The sequence below is a fragment of the Peribacillus acanthi genome, from assembly GCF_003073175.1.
GTDB classification, from domain to species: Bacteria; Bacillota; Bacilli; order Bacillales; family DSM-1321; genus Bacillus_BN; species Bacillus_BN acanthi.
In genome coordinates this window covers 132,895-150,795 of sequence record NZ_QBBX01000009.1, presented here as the reverse complement: position 1 = coordinate 150,795, position 17,901 = coordinate 132,895, and the positions used below count along the sequence as shown (strand labels likewise).

At 36.1% G+C, this 17,901-nt stretch carries 20 protein-coding genes; 6 read left to right on the top strand and 14 right to left on the bottom strand.

The window, feature by feature from the left end; translation table 11 throughout:
- Positions 1-67 precede the first annotated feature (67 nt).
- A complete protein-coding gene (locus DBX25_RS11300) occupies positions 68-856 on the top strand; it encodes a LysM peptidoglycan-binding domain-containing protein (RefSeq protein ID WP_108670900.1) in 789 nt (262 codons plus the stop codon).
- Positions 857-957: 101 nt separating this feature from the next.
- Here DBX25_RS11300 and DBX25_RS11295 read toward each other — a convergent pair whose 3' ends face one another.
- From DBX25_RS11295 to DBX25_RS11275, 5 genes are all read right to left on the bottom strand, one after another.
- Positions 958-1,593 carry an AmiS/UreI family transporter gene (locus DBX25_RS11295; RefSeq protein ID WP_108670938.1) on the bottom strand — a complete coding sequence of 212 codons (636 nt, stop codon included), beginning with the start codon at positions 1,591-1,593 and terminating at the stop codon, positions 958-960.
- 95 nt (positions 1,594-1,688) lie between these two features.
- On the bottom strand, positions 1,689-2,870 hold the full coding sequence (locus tag DBX25_RS11290) for a NupC/NupG family nucleoside CNT transporter (RefSeq protein WP_108670899.1): 1,182 nt from the start codon (positions 2,868-2,870) through the stop codon (positions 1,689-1,691).
- A 67-nt stretch (positions 2,871-2,937) separates the two neighbouring features.
- Positions 2,938-3,333 (bottom strand): cytidine deaminase, encoded by a 396-nt coding sequence (locus DBX25_RS11285; protein WP_108670898.1) that lies wholly within the window; start codon positions 3,331-3,333, stop codon positions 2,938-2,940.
- A gap of 125 nt (positions 3,334-3,458) precedes the next feature.
- A complete protein-coding gene (gene deoC / locus DBX25_RS11280) occupies positions 3,459-4,133 on the bottom strand; it encodes a deoxyribose-phosphate aldolase (protein ID WP_108670897.1) in 675 nt (224 codons plus the stop codon).
- A gap of 238 nt (positions 4,134-4,371) precedes the next feature.
- Complete coding sequence (locus DBX25_RS11275; protein ID WP_108670896.1) at positions 4,372-5,313, bottom strand: sugar-binding transcriptional regulator; 942 nt, start codon at positions 5,311-5,313, stop codon at positions 4,372-4,374.
- Between the two features lie 301 nt (positions 5,314-5,614).
- Between DBX25_RS11275 and DBX25_RS11270 the strand changes: the two genes are divergently transcribed.
- Complete coding sequence (locus DBX25_RS11270) at positions 5,615-6,067, top strand: DUF2269 family protein (protein ID WP_108670895.1); 453 nt, start codon at positions 5,615-5,617, stop codon at positions 6,065-6,067.
- Between the two features lie 47 nt (positions 6,068-6,114).
- Here the strand turns inward: DBX25_RS11270 and DBX25_RS11265 are convergent, their stop codons facing one another.
- The 3 genes from DBX25_RS11265 to DBX25_RS11255 all read right to left on the bottom strand — a co-directional run bounded on the left by DBX25_RS11265 (position 6,115) and on the right by DBX25_RS11255 (position 10,154).
- Positions 6,115-6,687, bottom strand: a complete 573-nt coding sequence (locus DBX25_RS11265; protein ID WP_157950952.1) for a GNAT family N-acetyltransferase — start codon at positions 6,685-6,687, stop codon at positions 6,115-6,117.
- 25 nt (positions 6,688-6,712) lie between these two features.
- A complete protein-coding gene (locus DBX25_RS11260; RefSeq protein WP_108670893.1) occupies positions 6,713-8,893 on the bottom strand; it encodes a beta-propeller domain-containing protein in 2,181 nt (726 codons plus the stop codon).
- 64 nt (positions 8,894-8,957) lie between these two features.
- A complete protein-coding gene (locus DBX25_RS11255; protein ID WP_108670892.1) occupies positions 8,958-10,154 on the bottom strand; it encodes an MFS transporter in 1,197 nt (398 codons plus the stop codon).
- A 125-nt stretch (positions 10,155-10,279) separates the two neighbouring features.
- Between DBX25_RS11255 and DBX25_RS11250 the strand changes: the two genes are divergently transcribed.
- Together DBX25_RS11250 and DBX25_RS20615 are read left to right on the top strand one after the other, a co-directional pair.
- Positions 10,280-10,474, top strand: a complete 195-nt coding sequence (locus tag DBX25_RS11250) for a YqzH family protein (protein WP_108670891.1) — start codon at positions 10,280-10,282, stop codon at positions 10,472-10,474.
- A gap of 194 nt (positions 10,475-10,668) precedes the next feature.
- Positions 10,669-10,815, top strand: a complete 147-nt coding sequence (locus DBX25_RS20615; protein WP_157950951.1) for a hypothetical protein — start codon at positions 10,669-10,671, stop codon at positions 10,813-10,815.
- A 181-nt stretch (positions 10,816-10,996) separates the two neighbouring features.
- On the opposite strand, the gene DBX25_RS11245 is transcribed toward DBX25_RS20615, so the two are convergent.
- From DBX25_RS11245 to DBX25_RS11225, 5 genes are all read right to left on the bottom strand, one after another.
- The gene (locus DBX25_RS11245; protein ID WP_108670890.1) at positions 10,997-11,443 is read right to left on the bottom strand and encodes a threonine/serine exporter family protein; all 447 of its coding nucleotides are present in this window, start codon (positions 11,441-11,443) and stop codon (positions 10,997-10,999) included.
- 15 nt (positions 11,444-11,458) lie between these two features.
- The gene (locus DBX25_RS11240; protein WP_108670889.1) at positions 11,459-12,214 is read right to left on the bottom strand and encodes a threonine/serine exporter family protein; all 756 of its coding nucleotides are present in this window, start codon (positions 12,212-12,214) and stop codon (positions 11,459-11,461) included.
- A gap of 190 nt (positions 12,215-12,404) precedes the next feature.
- On the bottom strand, positions 12,405-12,938 hold the full coding sequence (locus tag DBX25_RS11235) for a DUF3221 domain-containing protein (RefSeq protein ID WP_108670888.1): 534 nt from the start codon (positions 12,936-12,938) through the stop codon (positions 12,405-12,407).
- A 216-nt stretch (positions 12,939-13,154) separates the two neighbouring features.
- Positions 13,155-13,946 (bottom strand): SDR family NAD(P)-dependent oxidoreductase, encoded by a 792-nt coding sequence (locus DBX25_RS11230; RefSeq protein ID WP_108670887.1) that lies wholly within the window; start codon positions 13,944-13,946, stop codon positions 13,155-13,157.
- Between the two features lie 5 nt (positions 13,947-13,951).
- Positions 13,952-14,914, bottom strand: a complete 963-nt coding sequence (locus tag DBX25_RS11225) for an MBL fold metallo-hydrolase (RefSeq protein ID WP_108670886.1) — start codon at positions 14,912-14,914, stop codon at positions 13,952-13,954.
- A gap of 482 nt (positions 14,915-15,396) precedes the next feature.
- Here DBX25_RS11225 and proC point away from each other — a divergent pair, with 482 nt between their 5' ends.
- The gene (proC, locus tag DBX25_RS11220; protein ID WP_108670885.1) at positions 15,397-16,242 is read left to right on the top strand and encodes a pyrroline-5-carboxylate reductase; all 846 of its coding nucleotides are present in this window, start codon (positions 15,397-15,399) and stop codon (positions 16,240-16,242) included.
- A gap of 81 nt (positions 16,243-16,323) precedes the next feature.
- Positions 16,324-17,340, top strand: a complete 1,017-nt coding sequence (namA, locus tag DBX25_RS11215) for an NADPH dehydrogenase NamA (RefSeq protein ID WP_108670884.1) — start codon at positions 16,324-16,326, stop codon at positions 17,338-17,340.
- A 109-nt stretch (positions 17,341-17,449) separates the two neighbouring features.
- Here the strand turns inward: namA and DBX25_RS11210 are convergent, their stop codons facing one another.
- Entirely contained in the window at positions 17,450-17,884 is a 435-nt protein-coding gene (locus DBX25_RS11210; protein WP_108670883.1) for a PH domain-containing protein, read from the bottom strand.
- Positions 17,885-17,901 lie beyond the last annotated feature (17 nt).

Sequence of the window (17,901 nt, the reverse complement as noted above, 5' to 3'; positions counted from 1 at the left end):
AGGACGAGTAACAAACGAAGGAATTTAACGTCTACCCTAATGTATCGAAACTAAAGGAGCGAAAAAGATGAAAAAAACAAAGATTCATTTGGCAGTCCTATCTTTATCCCTAGCGTCTATTCTAAGTTTTTCAACAGTAGCTGAGGCTAAACAAACGACATATACGATCAAAAAAGGAGACACACTCTATAGCATAGCAAAAAAACATGGAACGACCGTAGATGCTTTAAAGGTCATTAATTCATTGACATCAAATATCATTCCGATCGGCCGGACTCTTGTCATTACAAAAACCATAATTGTAAAAAAAGGGGATACCCTTTACAAAATTGCAAGGACACATGGGATGACAGTTGAGGAAATGAAGAAACTAAATAAATTAAAAACGACTAAAATTTACCCTAATCAGAAGCTCCACGTTAATGCCACTCCATCTTCCAATTCATCCTATAATCCAGACACGGTTACCTTACATGCAAAACTCCCAAAAGGCTTTGAACTAGTGGCCGAAGAACCAAGGAGATTTATCCTTCAACACCAAAAAGACAGCAGTAGTTTTGTTCGTATAGAAGTATTGGCACATAATTCTGATCTTACAAAAGTCAAACAAAATTCTATCGACTATTTAAAACCAATCGGTAAAGCGATTGAAATCAAAGACCCTTATATGCATCCCTTTTATAAAAATTCTCATTTTTATTTGCATGCTTCCAATATGAAATTGTCACAGAACATTGTCGTAAAAACAGTTAATGGGAAACTTATTCGCTTTACCCTTCATTTCACTAATAATGAGGAAGCAGAAGGAATCACCCCTGTTCTCGTTGATACTTTACGAACATTAACTGCTAAATAGAAGTGTAAAGAACATATGCGTAAACGATGCTAAAAAAGACCATCTTGCAAAAGTCTAGAGATCCGACTTGTTACAGATGGTCCTTTCATTACTTATTTTAATCAATTTGCACCCTGTGGCTCCATGCTTTTTCGAGTGGATTTCTTACTAGTTTTCACTAAAGGCAATCCTGCCATTGCGAAATATACCATTGATGCAATACTAATGAGTAAAAATAAGAACTGAATGCTGTCTACTGTCCAAAGTCCAACGAAGTATAGCATAGATGGTACGGTAAGCGTAACCCAAGATTGCACAAATGCAACTTTCCCAATATACGTGTTGATGTCCTTACCAAGTGCATTGGATAGGTAGAACAAGAACCAAAGGAATGCCCACATGAACCAGTGTGTCGCCAATACGTAATCTTGGAAATGCACGACGGTAACTATAGTATAAAATAGAGCGATAATGCTCACCCATAATGAGAAATAACCTAAACCTGTACCATCCAAATCTCGCATTAAAGTAAAACCTACGTAAAGGTACGTTAATCCAAATAGGAATGTTCCTGCATTGTTATATAAATCCCAAGGTGTTTGTTCAGAAACTAGAACAAGATAAAAAGGGATGATAATTTGAAGTGTCCCAACAAAAAGATTAAAATAGCTGACGCTTTTCGCGTTTGCTTTACCATACATGACTAATGCGTTTAAAAACAAAGTTGCTCCAGATAAAAATAATCCGATATATCCCATGGTGTAAGTGCGCCAAGCAATAGTGGCAGCACGCATAGCCTCCTTTAAAACAAGAAAAGCAGTTCCCATAAAAGGAAATGCTTTTCTCTTTATCTTTACAATACAATACTTACAATAATACCAGACAATACGCTGACAAGCGTTGCCCCGAATAACAGTTTCAATCCAAAACGAGCAACAACATTTCCTTGCTTCTCGCTTAGACCTTTCACTGCACCAGCGATGATTCCGATTGATGAGAAATTCGCAAATGAAACTAGGAATACGGAGATAATTCCAAGTGTTCTAGGTGTAAATGACTTGGCAACTTCGGATAAACTCATCATAGCTACGAATTCGTTTGTAACAAGCTTCGTTGCCATAATACCACCAGCAGCTACTGCTTCTGCCATTGGTATACCCATGATGAATGCAACCGGTGCAAAAATATATCCTAAAATTTGTTGGAATGAAATTCCGATGGCTAATTCAAATACGTTGTTAATCGCAGCAATTAAGGCAACAAACCCAAGTAACATTGCTGCAACAATGACAGCAACTTTGAAACCATCAAGAATGTATTCTCCAATCATTTCAAAGAATGTTTGTTTTTCTTCATCCGCAACGATCAGAATGTCTTCTTTTTCATCTACTTCATACGGATTGATTACAGATGCAATAATAAATCCACCAAATAAGTTTAGAACTAAAGCTGTTACGACATATTTAGGTTCAATCATTGTCATGTAAGCTCCAACAATTGACATTGATACCGTAGACATTGCTGAAGCACAAAGTGTATATAAACGGTGAGGTGGAAGTGCATCCAATTGCTTCTTAACAGTGATGAATACCTCAGATTGACCTACCATTGCAGAGGCAACCGCATTATAAGATTCTAATTTCCCCATACCATTTACTTTACTTAATAGCAAACCGATGCCCTTCATGATGAATGGCAAAATTTTAAAATGTTGAAGGATTCCAATTAATACAGAAATGAACACGATTGGTAACAATACATTTAAGAAAAACGGGAATGCACCTTCATTAGTTAAACCACCAAAAACAAAGTTAACACCTTCAGCTGCATATTCCAATAATTTCTCAAATACAGCTGCAATTCCTTTAACTAAGATAAGTCCGAATTTAGTATTCAATAAAAGAAATGCAAGCAGAATTTGAATAACAACCATGATAATAACTGGACGATATTTTATTTTTTTCTTATTATTACTTGCAACGAAAGCAAGACCAATAACTACTGCGAGTCCTAATAATGCAATTAAATATTTCATGTGTATTCTCCTAAGTTGTAAGATTTACCAATGATGTTTGGTTGTCTAGCAAATAATGTTGTATGACTTAGGTAAGATCTTTTGAAGAAAAGAATCCAGGTAATAACGCTTCAATTGTTGTTTCTTTTGTATCACCTTTCAAATTTGTCAAAATGACAACTGAATCTGCATCCAAAAACTCAGCCAGAACTTGACGGCATGCTCCACATGGAGAAATCGGACCATCCGTGTCTCCGACTATTGCAATTGCCTTGAATTTTTTTTCACCTTCTGAAACCGCTTTAAAAACAGCAGTTCTTTCCGCACAGTTTGTGAGTCCGTACGATGCATTCTCAATATTGCAACCTTTATAGATTTTTCCGCTTTCGGTAAGAAGTGCAGCACCTACATGGAATTTTGAATAGGGTACATACGCTTGCTTACTTGCATCAATTGCTTCATCTATTAATTTTTTGTGGTCCATAAAGTTTTACCACCTTCAGGAAATTTTTCAAAATGTCAAGGCTTACAAAATATCATGAATGTATCCGCTTCCTATACTAAAAATAGAGGGATGACCGATGTAAATCGGTCATTCCTTCTGTTTTATTAATACGAAGAATCAGAAGTCAAACCTTCCATGATAGCTACACCAGAGCTTGCTCCAATACGGTTAGCGCCTGCTTTCACTACATTTTGTGCATCTTCAAGACTTCTTACTCCACCTGAAGCTTTAACGCCAACGTTTTCTCCAACAATCTTTCTCATAAGTTCAACGTCTTCAACAGTAGCTCCACCAGTAGAGAAGCCAGTAGAAGTTTTAACAAAGTCTGCACCAGCAGAAACCGATAGTTCACAAGCTTTTACAATTTCTTCTTTTGTTAACAAGCACGTTTCTAGGATTACTTTCGTAAGTGCTTTACCTTTAGCTGCATCTACTACAGCTTTAATGTCGCGCTCAACTAATTCATAGTCTTTGTCTTTTAGAGCAGCGATATTAATTACCATATCAACTTCGCCTGCGCCGTTCTCGATTGCATTAGTTGTTTCAAAAGCTTTCACCTCAGGAGTGTTTGCACCAAGAGGGAAACCGATAACAGTACATACTTTTACTTCAGGAGTATCGTGTAAAACTTCTGCAGCTGTTTTAACCCAAGTAGGATTAACACATACAGATGCAAATTTATATTTTTTTGCTTCTTCAGATAGTTTAACGATTTGTTCTTTTGTCGCTTCTGGTTTCAACAAAGTGTGGTCAATCATTTGTCCGATAGTTTTTTCCATTTAAGTACACTTCCTTTTTTGAAATAGTTCATGTATAAAAGTGTTTGCGCTAAAACATGTCTTCATGCACGAATTCTTTAAATATAAATGAAACGAATTTACTGTTTTTCTTTGAAACATCATTACTATACCAACCACATGAACATATGTAAATAATTTTATTGAAATTTTGTAAACAAAAAGTTGGAAACCCCACAAAATTTCACTAACAAGTAAGTTTGCAGGGTTTCAACTTCATTTATTTCATTTCTATTAACATTTGTGCAGTAAACTGATCAGTGATTAGGACATTAGCGAACTTCCCCTTTAAAGCCGCATTGATAGATTCCACTTTCTGAGCGCCTCCGGCAATGAGTATCGAGTAATCCTTTTGCTTTAATTCTTCTAAATCAATACCCAACGTTCTTTCATTTAAACTCGGATTACAAATTTGACCATTTTCATCAAAGAATCTTGAACAAATGTCACCCACTGCTTTGTTATCTATCATTTCTAAATCGTCATCAGAAAAATATCCTAATTGAAACAAGAGGGAATCATGCTTTATTGGACCACAAGTGAACAATGCAATGTTTGAATTCTTTCCTATTTGGATAGTCCTCCCAATATGTCGATCTGCCATAACCGCTTGTTTTACAACAACGTGATCAACTATAGCTGGAAGAGGTAAATTTAAAGGTGTTGTGTTAAACGCTTTGCCAAATAGATACAAAATTTCAGAAGCGTACGTATTGGTTTCAGAGTGACTGACTCCGCCCTTTAATTGCACAACCGTAACATCCTTTACCGATGTCTGCTTTAATTCTACAGCCGTGTGATAAACCGTCGTTCCCCATGTAACACCTACAATATCACCATCTTTTACAATACTATTTAGATACTCTGCTGCACTTTGACCGAGATGTGACTTTAGGGTTAGATCTTGGTACTGTGGGATTGTAGACACTATCACTTTTTTCAATCCATATTTCTCTTGGATTGCTTTTGCTAGTTCTTCTGAGTTGGCTCCATTGTCACGAATAGTTATTTGTACTATGCCCTCATCTTTTGCCATTTTTAACATCCTAGAAACAGTCGGCCTGGAAACCCCCAAAATCCCAGCAATATCATGTTGGTTATAATCAAGTAAATAATATAATTTAGCTGCTTCGATGACTTTGTCCCATTTTTCTTGAACCATATTACTCACTCCGTAAACGTTTTCATTTATATTAACAAAAATTCATGACTTATTGTAAGTTTTTTTACACATTTTGAAATTATGTTCAATTTTATATAAATATTTGTAATAATGTTCAAAAATTTGTGCGTAATTAATCAACTTCCAAAAGTTGCATATTTACAGTAAAATAGTTTTGAGTTTTACCTCTCTACTAAAACAAGATGAGTATGAAAATAGTCTTATATTCTATATGAATATTTGATTGTGTTGGAAGTATACATAAATGGGGGGAAATTCTAAAAACACAGGGGGAATCATAATGTCATTTTATAGTTTATTATTAGTCATTCATATCATTGCTGCCGTTTGTGGATTGGGTGCTACTTTTGCAATGCCGGTTTTAATGAGTATGCCAAAAACAGTCTCTCAGGCAAAATTTGCGATGGCTGTAAGTGTAGGAATTGAGAAACTTGCAAAAATCGGAAGCATTACATTGCTTTTGACCGGCCTTATAATGGGTTTCATAAGCCCGACTCTCTTTAAACAAGGCTGGTTCATTGCTTCAATTGTCATTTATATTGGTGTTCAACCCATCGTGGCATTTTTATTACCAAAGTATGCTAAGCAGCAAGCCAGCTTACTAGAACAACAAAAAGACGATCAATTACCTAGCGAATACTTAGCAATTGGAGAAAAAATGAAGCATTACAATATTATCGCTCAAATTTCAGCTATCATTTTAATTATTCTTATGACCATCAAACCATTTTAAATCAAGATCTATTTCTTTATAATTTTTTAAAAAACCCTGAGTAAAAATTATTCACTCAGGGTTTTAATTTCCTTCACCATATAATAATAGTCTGAACCATTTATCTGGATGATTTTTTTAGTAGTGAATCCCAAACGATTATATAAACGAATGGCAGAGCTGTTTTCGGTTTCCGCATTCAAAGATACAGTGGGATAATTATGTTCCTTTGCAATATGGAATGCCTGTTGTAATAGTTCCGTTCCATATCCTTTACCACTGTTCTCTGGAAAAACACTGAGCGTGTCAATATAATAATCTACTAAATCCGCTTCCGTATCAATTTCAATATTGATTCCTAGCTTTTTCATTAGCCTCTCTTGAATAGGTAAATCTAATGATTTTGCTTGGCTTCCATGATATGCAACTAAAACTCCTACTACCTTCCCGTCCACACATTTTACCAAACAGTTTTCTAGATTCAATCGATTTCCTTTTAGCACAAATAATTCTTCTAATCCTTCTAGTACTAATCGCTGTTCTTTTTCTCCAGTCAGCGACTCAGCAATATCATGCATTGCTAAATACATAAGTTTTGCCACCTGTTTTCTGTCTTTCAACTTTGCTTTTCTAATAGTCATTGCATTCTCCATATAAACAATAGAATTAATTAATTTCTAGTGTACCGATTTTTTGAGATGTCGTAAAATCATGTGCAGTAATGGTATAAGGTGAAATCGAATACAAGGTATTTCCAATATAGACAAAGCGATCAATGGCGTTTTCCCAATCTTCATATATAGGAGTTCCTTTTTGATGCGTAATTTTATTTTTAAATGTAAAACCACTTTCTGGATTTACACTATATACATACCCGCCTTGGAATTCAAATTTTTGCTCGAATTCTGTCCCCTTCACTTCGTGATACACTGTCACAGGAAATGCAAATGTATGATTCTGTTTATTCCAAAGTAAAGCTTTATGGTCATGATTTAGCGGGGAGTATGACCCACGACCTCCAATAACTTGAGAAAACTTTTCTTTTGGCTGCGATACATTACTCACGTCGAAAAGGGAAATCTTTACTCCATTAGTAACAATTCGTGGCTGACTTTGCACTCCATTATTTTTATCTGCCAAGATTTTTGTATCATGACCAAAACCTACTAAATGATTTTCATCATATGGATGCAAATAGTTACTAAATCCTGGAATTTTTAACTCACCAAGGACTTTCGGTTGATTTGGGACGCTTGTATCAATAACAAAAAGTGGGTCAACTTCCTTGAAGGTCACGATATATACCCTGTCGCCCATAAAACGAGCTGAATAGATTTTTTCCCCTCTTGCTAAATCTTTAAGTTTACCGACCTGATGAAGATTTTCGTCTAGAATAAATAAGTGGTTCGCGGATGGACTTTTTTCATCCCATGTATTCCCTTCTGTAGTTGCAACTCGGAAATAACCATTATGCTCATCCATAGAAAATTGGTTCAATATACTGCCCTTAATTTCTGCAGAAGCTTGGAAGGTAACCTTCAATCCGTTGATTCTAAACTTATATAACGTTGTATTTGGAGAATGAAACCATCCTATTTCAGCATTATTCTTATTATGTTGATAAGAATAGTTTCGGACCGCTAAATATACATGATTTTCCGACATGTATAAATCAGAACCACTTCCAAGAAAGGTTGAAACCTCTGATTTATTTGTATTATCTAGATCAAGAGTTGTAATGATAGAATAGCTACCCTCTTTAGAATTTGGCATGTAAGAAATAGAATGGTAAGGAATGGGATGAATATCATTGTCAAACTTCGAGTCAAAAATCATTGGTCTTAATTCAAGGTCTTTACCTTCCCTCATTAACCAAAGATCTGGCATATATTGGCTAATGACAAATAACTTCCCATCCATTTTTCGGGATGATAATAAGTTACCTTCTGTTTCTACGACTCTAATTTCACTCGGTTTAGTGGGATCCGAAATATCATAGACAAATACTTTTGTTGTCTGCATTCTACTCATTGGATGAACCATTTTCTTATCAGAAGCTCCATCAGCACCTACCGCTTCTTCACGAAAGCTCTGTCCAATCACGACAAGTTTGTCATGATGCACGTAAAGCTGACTGGGATGGAATGTATAGTCATAGGTAATTAAAGCTTCTTGTTTCATAGCATCCGCAGGCACTGCCTTAACAATACGGATGTAAGACTGTACAATTTGAAAAATATGTGTACCGTTTGTCTTTACATGATCACCTTCGTCAATCCCTTGGACTTGAACGTTCGTTTCCGAATACCCTCCTTTTGGACTGGAGCCTTCAGATGAACTTGATTTTTCTTCCTTAACAGCAGTCCCAAAAAATCCTTCAGATTCCTTCTCATACTCCACGATTTCTTCAAAATATTCTTTCAGACGTTCAGCGTTGCCTATAACGGGTAATTCTTCTTTAACACTAAAGGTATAGGAATAACCTTTAGACAATTTTCTCCCATTATCAGTTTTCACGCCCTTTTTTATATAAAGAGTGATGTTTTGTTCACCGATTTCGTACCCTTTCTTTGGTGGAGCCACTGAAACTGAATTCCCGTCATCCTCTAAAAATAACGAAACATCCAATTTATTACCTCGGCTATCTGTTACATAAAAGTACTGCTGGTTCAATGATTCTGAGGAAATCTTTTTGGAAAATGGAATCTTCAGAACAGCATTAGGTAGTACAATCTGCTCATCCGTTCCGTTCCAAGATGCAAGTACTTTAGGCTCGGTATAAAAGTAAGCAATTCCAATTCCTCCAATTAGAAAAAGCAAAAAAATTCCGTACATAACTTTTTTCATAAAAAAAAGCCCCCTTTTCACTGATAGACGTGAGCGGGAAGCACTGTGTTACAATCAAATATTATTAAGCCGACAATCTTTCCTTCGAAGCTTCAATTTTTCTTCTACCATATAACAATATGAAACAAGTAGCTAACAAAATGAAAAAGCTAGAAATTTGAAAAATAGATCCTATATTAAAGAATTGTGCCAATAAACCAAATACGAGACCGCTTAATCCAATTCCAAAATCAATTGAAGAAAAGATCATTCCATTTGTTACACCACGTTTATTGTCAGGAGTTAGCTGCAATGCCCATGACTGTAATGTAGGGATTAAGCAACCAAACCCAATTCCAAATAATGCCCCAGAGATTGCAATCATTAGATTAGAGTGTGCCAGTGATAGCACCCATAAACCTGAAAATGATAGAACTAGACATGTTACCACGATTCCTATAGGGCCGTGTAAATCAAACCACCTTCCTGCTATTGGCCTTGAAACTGAAGCCATGATAGCATTCAAAAGGTAAAATAGAAAAATAGACTCGATATGACGCTCTTCTCCAAAAATGACGATGAAGGTAACAACTGCACCATAACCGAACGAAGCCAAAAATGTGATGAATGCAGGAAACCAACTAGATTTTTCAATTAAGGAGCCCCAATAAGAGAACTTCAAGTCTTCTTTATTGGTGAGTTCTACTGTTTTCGGTGTATTGTACTTTACAATCCATAGCAACAAAATTGAAATAAAACCCAACATTGCTGAAATAAGGATTAAATTAAAGAAAGATGTTACGTGGTACAAATAAATGCCTAAGCTTGGTGCAATAATCATGCCAAGGGTGATAGATAAACCATAATACCCCATACCTTCTCCAAGTCTTGAATTAGGAATCACATCCACTGCCGCTGTACCATTAACCGTTGTTGACCATCCCCAAGCTAAGCCATGTATTAAGCGAAAAAGTAAAAATACAAAGACTATTTTAGATAATGGATAAAGTAGAGTTATAAGTAATAGCGAAACCACACCTATTATCACAAGTGGCTTTCTACTTCGATATTCAAGCATAAATCCAATAAACGGGCGTATTACAACTGCCCCAATCGAAAACAATGCCGTTACTAAACCAATTTCTAAGCCAGAAGCACCAAGTGATTTAATATATGGTGGCAATGTTGGAATTAACATTTGGAATGACATAAAGACAAATAAATTTCCTACCATAAGAAGGATAAATGGGTTTGTCCAAAGTCTGTCTTTACTTAAATTCATTATGCGAACCTCCCTAGGTAGTATTTCGTATCACTAAATAATAGCATAGGATATAAGAATTTAGAAAGAAATTCAAAAACCAATATGATATCCTCTAATTAGACATCGTTAAAGGGAGCAGCACTATGGACCAAGCCTTGATAAAAAAATATATTAGGAATTGCTTTTTACAATACGCCCACAACCAAACAAGCATTCCAGTTAGCGAAAATGAATATAAAGAGCTAATTAACCAGGTTGAAATTCTAAAAAAACAACAACCTACTTTAGAATACATAGAGATTGTTCATGATGTTGTTTATGAATATTTAACGCAATAAAGTGAGACTTCCATCAGTTAGATTCTATTCTTTCTCACTGACGGTTAGTCGAACCAATCGGGCTTTTACGGGTAGTTAATTTCTTGATTTCTAAAACTTCTGAGATGATGATTGACTGCCCGTTAATGCGGAATAAAATAACATGAAAAATCCCCCTTTATACGTCATATATGTTATAAAGGGGGAATGAATAAATGGTATTATCAGTTCTCATCATTTTAGGTTTTTTATTTATTTTGTTCGGCCTAGGAGGCGTATTCGTCCTCGCGATTACATCGGCTGTCAATACGAAGGATTCTGTTAGAATTGATCCTCTTCCAAAAGAAGAAAATCAACATTGAATTCATTGTTCATAACCTTTGTGACTGGTGCTAACCAGTCTTTTTTAATGGATAAGGGACGGGGCGGAGCGAAGCTTATGGTTATGTGGAATTATTTTATTAATGATACATAGGTATAGTTCTGCTGCGGTAACACCGCCTTTATAATTTGATTTGATTTTAAGACTAACTTTTATTTACTTTAAGTCATTCTTTTCAACAAGCTACTTTTTCTAAATAGCTGATGAAGTACCTCAGAGAATACAAGTCCTATGGCAATCGCACCTGATATCATAAACGCCTTTGCGGCAAGATTAATGGCTGCATTGTAATCATTTTCAACAAAGTTTCTCATCGCATCGTATGCCATACCACCTGGAACTAGTGGGATGATCCCACCTACCGTAAAAATAATGATGGGTGTTTTATATTTCTTGGCGAATATTAGACTAATAATTGCAACTAAAAACGAAGACACAGCTGTCGCCATCATCATGTCCACCTCTACATAAGAGAGAGTAATATAACAGATCCATCCTGCCATCCCGGTAAAACCACATTTCAAAACCGAATCTTTTGGTATGTTGAAAATGATACCGAAAGCGGCGGATGCCACAAAGCTTGTAATCATTTGCTCAATAAACATCATATGACTGACCGCCCCCTATAAAAATGTAAGTACCACTGCAATTCCTCCACCAATTGCGAATGAGGTAAGAAATGCCTCTGCACCTTTAGATAACCCAGAAAGTAAATGACCTGCCATCAAATCCCGAACAGCATTTGTGATTAATAAACCAGGCACAAGTGGCATTACCGAACCAATGATAATTTTATCAAGCTCATATCCCCATCCAAAATGAACAAATGCATAGGCTAAACAGCCAATAATGATGGATGCCAGAAACTCTGAAAAAAACTTAATAGATATTGCTCGTTGAAATGCAGCCATGGCTAGAAAGCCTGCTCCTCCTGCCACCATTGCAGGAATAAAATCCATCCATCCTCCCTGAAACATAATCAAGAAGCAGCCACTAGAAATTGCCGCCGCTATAAATTGGGTCCACACCGAAAATGACATTTTAGCTGTTTCTATTTCTTGAAGTTTCTTATACGCCTGTTCTATCGTTAACTTGCCCTCACTAATATTTCTAGAAACACGATTTACTAAAGTAACTTTTAATAAATCTGTCGTCCGTTCTGAAATACGGATTAATTTTGTTTTTGTAGGCTCAGCTGTTTCGATTGAAAAAATGATTCCAGTCGGGATTACAAAACTATGAGAGTTAGGAATACCGAATGAAGCCGCTATCCGCATCATCGTATCCTCTACCCTGTAAGTTTCAGCACCGTTTTGTGCAAGTATTTTCCCCGCTAGTAGACACACTTCCATGATATCGTACTTAACCTGCTGTTCCATGTAATCCCCCTACCGTAACTTCTTCTTAAATACCATTTATATCGCAAAACGGTAGATGATATCAATTAATTTCCTATAAAACATGGATTTATATTTTTATAAAGTAAAAAACCGTGATTTCTCACGGGAATATTGTGGGTTTAGTCTTTATATGTATTGGAAAGGTGAAAATATTAAAGGATTAAATTTTTTATTCCTCGAGTGAATCTTGATAAAGAATTTCATGATTTTCTTCTGAAACAGTTAGTTTATAACTGCTATCAAGATTAGAACGACTCATTACTGTCATAACATACACTATTTCACTTTCATGCCAGTCGACATTTGTTACAATAAAACGATCTTCTACAGTATTGCTAAGCTGATCTAATACATCGTCCATCATTTCTGATTGGGATAAACTTTTTGGATCGGTCATGATTATGATTTTTCCGGCTGTAGCGTTTGATGGAAAAGATTCATTAATTGGCCCTTTCGGATATGCTTTAACTTTCATACCGAGCTGAATACCATCTAAACTCCTCTTTTTATTTTTAGAATCAGTTAAAATCGTTTCATCTGTAACATGAAAAACTGTGTCTCCTATTAGGATTTGATTCCCATTAACCACATCTGTTACAAAACCTGTACGAGAAGGGCCAAATGTCTTATCAGGATTCCCAATATTTTTACATCCAACCAAAAATATCAAAAGTGTTAAAGTTAGGATCCCTATGTGTCTCACACTCTCACCTCGATTATATTTACTTTATATGACAGGAAATATGTTTTTTAGTTTCAAATCATTCAAATTGATATGTAAAATATTTCTTTCCCTACAATAATACTATACTATAAAAGAATTGAGTTACTATGTCTAAACAGAACCCTCTATTTAATACAAAAAGAAACAAATAACCGCACCCATTTTAGGCACGGCTAGAAAATGTCACGATAAAAATTACTTTTTAAAGAAAGCTTTTCTTCCCAATCGCTCTACAGTTTTAGGGAATAATGTATAAAAAATACTTGCTGCATTCATCCAACCAGGCAGATTAATTTCCCTTTTCTTCGTTAACATATTATCTACAACCTTTTTTGCTACATATTCAGGATTAAGCATGTACTTTTCTACACTCTTGACATATGTACCTGATTCATCAGCAATGGTAAAGAAATCCGTCGCGATTGGTCCTGGATTGACTGTAGTCACATAGACATTATCATTCATACATTCAAGGCGAAGGCTATTGCTAAACCCAAGAACAGCATACTTGGTTGCTGAATACCCGCTTGATTTTGGTGTAGCTATTTTCCCAGCTTGTGAAGCAATGTTAATGATATGGCCAGACCTTCTTTTCCTCATTTGTGACACAACCATATTTGTGCAAGCGATTAAACCAAGAACATTGACATCAAACATTTCTTTCACTTCCATTAATGTTGCTTCATGAGCTTCCTTGAATAATCCAAACCCTGCGTTATTAACCAGAACGTCAATTTGGTCCACTTGTTTATAGATATTAGAAAAAACTTGTTCAACCTCACTTGGATTTGCTACATCTAATCTAAACGATAAAGCATTAACATTAAAGGATTCTTTAATCATTAATTCTATTTGTTTTAATCTTTCAAGACTTCTGGCTAAAAGGACAACATTGGCACCACGAGAGGCTGCTTGTAGAGCGATTTCCTTTCCAATACCTCCAGATGCCCCAGTGATAACCACCCATTTATGTTCAAGGGACTTCAAATATTTCACCTCACTGAATAAATCAAACCTTCTTCTGTATATACTCCTTTAATCTCACCTAAGTCGAGTAAATAGTCAAGCTGGGCTATTGTTTCAGAAAGAGTCAAACCAATTTCCTTCAAATACACTTTTGGAAACAGTCTTTGACATAGTTGAAAAGTCGTTGATGGAGTTTCTGCAATCATTCCTCTTACCTTCATTGCCCTTGAATGCTGGGCTTCCAGTCGATGTTGAATAAGGGGAAGGATATCTATTATATTTTCTCCGTGTCCAGGATAGACCTGAGAGATAGGGAGCTCAGCTAACCTTTTTAATGATTCATTTAATTGTAATTGAGGTTTCGGACGTTTTCCCCCTTTACTGAAAGGAGGCTCTAGCAAAGGATTTGGAGAAATTTTTTCTAATAACATATCCCCTCCGATTAAAGCCCCATCGCTTTCTCGGAAAAATGAAAGATGACTTTGTGCGTGCCCTAATGTTTCAACTGCTATCCAACCTGGTAATCCAGGAAGTGAATCTCCATCTTTAATAAAATCGGTTAAAGTCCGGTCACATGAATATTTAAGTGTTTTTTTTACCTTACCGATAAAAGGTTTCCATTCGTTTGGCAGTCCAATTTCATCTGCGAGAGAATAATAAAAAGCATCATGTTCCTCTAAAAATTCTTCCGTTAACGCTAACCACCGTTGGTTATTTTTATGCCCCATAAAAGGGATATCATTAGGGGCAAAATCGATACCACCACAATGATCGGGATGATGATGAGTAATAATAACCTGTTCAAAGTCATTCCATGTTAAATGGAGTTCCTTAAAAGCATGTTCAATTGCCTCCCGACACTCATTTGTTTTTGGGCCAGCGTCAATTAATGTCAAAGCATCTCCTCTAACGATATATGCATGAACGTCCCCTACTGGAAAAGGAGTAGGGATGGTAATTTTCGCAATGTTATTTTTCCAATTGACCATATTTTTCACCTGATTTTTTATGGAATTATTTTATTTCAAAAAAAGATTCTTGAATAATTTTTCCTTATGAACCGTATACTTATTATAAGTTTACCTTTTCCTGTCACAATTGTCATTATTTTCGAATAATTTAACGAAAATCAGGTAAAAAAAAGATTGACAAGCAACTCGTCCATCCTTCATAATCACAAATAACTTAAAACATGGCAATGATTAAGACCAGTAGATAGAAGATGACGAAAGAGAGCGAAACCCACCGGCTGAAAGGTTTCATAGTCCACTATTTTATCGAACCTATCTTATGAGCCGTTAGGAAAACCTAACCGTTCCTCCAGCGTTAATGGATTCGAGCAGCGTTGCATGATTATGCGCAACGAATGAAGGTGGTACCACGGAAGCAAAGACCTTTCGTCCTTTTTAACAGGGATGATAGGTCTTTTTATATTATAAAAAAACTATAAACGAAAAAAGGAGGTCTTTCCATGAGTAAGCTTGCTTTCATAGGCGGAGGTTCCATGGCTGAAGCGATTATTTCAGGTATCATATCAAGAGGTGTGATTCTTCCCCCAGATATTTGCGTCATGAATAAAAGTGACAAAGAAAGACTGAATTTTTTAAGTAATAGATATGGAATTCAAACAACAGAACAAGTTGAGGAATTAATGCAGGATGCTGAAATTATTTTTCTTGCTGTCAAACCTAAGGATGTTTATACAGCTCTTTCAAATGTGAAAAAGTATTTCAAGCAAGATGCACTGTTGATTTCAGTTGCAGCTGGAGTATCAATTGATAGCCTCCAACAAATCGTTGGGAACAATGTTGCAATTATCCGCACTATGCCAAACACTTCTGCTGCTGTGGGGCGTTCCGCTACCGCCATGAGTAAAAATAATAACGTTACTCATGAACAATCTTTGCTAGCATCCAAATTTCTTGAAACGGTCGGCATTGTTACTACAGTTACAGAAGAACAACTGGATGCAGTTACTGGACTTTCAGGTAGCGGTCCTGCTTATATTTATTATTTGGTAGAAGCTATGGAACAATCAGCCATTGAAACCGGTCTAGATAAGGACATAGCAAAACGACTAATTGTCCAAACGTTAATGGGAGCTGCTGAAATGTTAAGCCTTTCTGATAAAGATCCAGTGATTTTACGTAAAGAAGTCACAAGCCCTGGTGGAACAACAGAAGCTGGCATTAATATTCTCACTTCACATGGTGTCCAACAAGCTTTCATACACTGCATTAAGGAAGCAACAAAACAATCCAAACGTTTGGGAGAACAGCTAAGCTTAGAAATCCAATCAAAATCGATGCCACTCTAGCAGGCTAATTTTTTGGAACGTTCAACAAGAATTGCTATACTTGACTTTGGGTATAAAAGGAAAAGTCAAGGAGTGTGAAAAATGGAACACAAACTGTTTTCACCATTTACAGTAAAAGAAGTAACCTTTAAAAATCGGATTGTTATGGCACCGATGTGTATGTATTCTAGCCATGAGAGTGATGGAAAAGTTCAAAATTGGCATAAAACACATTATACTTCTCGTGCGGTCGGAGGAGTTGGGCTAATTATTCTTGAAGCAACTGCTGTAACTCCTCAGGGCAGGATTTCAGAACATGATTTAGGTATATGGGAAGACCAACATATTGATGGACTGAAAGAGTTAGTCCTATTAATGAAAGAACAAGGAGCAAAAACAGGTATTCAACTCGCACATGCAGGAAGAAAAGCAACAGTGGAAGGTGATATAATTGCACCTTCTGCCATTGCTTTTAATGACAAAAGCAGAGTTCCAGTTGAAATGTCTAAAGAAAATATATCTTCTACAGTTCAAGCCTTTAAAGAGGGTGCCGTACGTGCAAAGCAAGCCGGATTTGATGTTATCGAAATCCATGCAGCACATGGCTATTTGATCAACGAATTCCTTTCACCATTATCTAATACACGTGATGATGAATACGGTGGAAATTCCCAAAACCGTTATCGCTTTTTAAAAGAAATCATCTCATCAATCAAAGAAGTATGGGATGGACCTCTCTTTGTTAGGATTTCAGCAAATGACTATCACGAAAAAGGAATGACTCCTGAGGATTACATCGAAATTTCAACATGGATGAAAGCTGATGGTGTTGACTTGATAGATGTAAGCTCTGGGGCAGTTGTGCCAGCTCCAATCCATGTTTATCCAGGCTATCAAGTTCCGTTTAGCGAAACCATTAAACATGGTGCAGATATCCCAACAGGGGCAGTAGGATTGATTACTTCGGGCATTCAAGCGGAGGAAATCCTTCAAAACAATCGTGCAGACTTAATTTTCATTGCGCGTGAACTTTTACGGAATCCTTACTGGCCAAGAACTGCAGCGAAAGATTTAGGTGTCGAAATTCAAGCACCAACTCCTTATATTCGTGGATGGTAACATAAAAAACAAATGTGCAGCTAAAACTAATGCATAATTAATAAAATGAAAATGCCACTTCTAGGATTAATTAGTCCAAGAAGTGGCACTTTTCATTATGTTGGATATTTTAATTCGGTAGTGTTACTGACGAGTTCTTCTTTTTTAATTCTTGAAAGAAAGAATAATCATCCTTTGGTGCAGAAACAAGATTATTTGTTAAAAATGCCTTTCCACCTGAAAGCTGATGAATATGTTGTTCAATATTCAACCTTTTAAATGTCCAAGCAGGTGCCGAAAGAGGATTGTAAGTGTATGAAAGGGATTTAATAGTTCGTATTGGAATTCTCTTTTTTATCAAACCGTATACAATGACAAGATCTTGTTCCTCAATAATAAAATAAGAACGGAATAAGGCATGGGTGAGGAATATACCTAATGCAAACGGGATAATCGTTGCTGGAATGGCTGCTAGTCCACCATCCTTAATAATTAATATTGGTAGAAATAATAAAAAAATCGTCAAAAGCACGAAAATAGGATTTTTTTTGACTGCGAACATCATTTAACCACCTCTTCCAT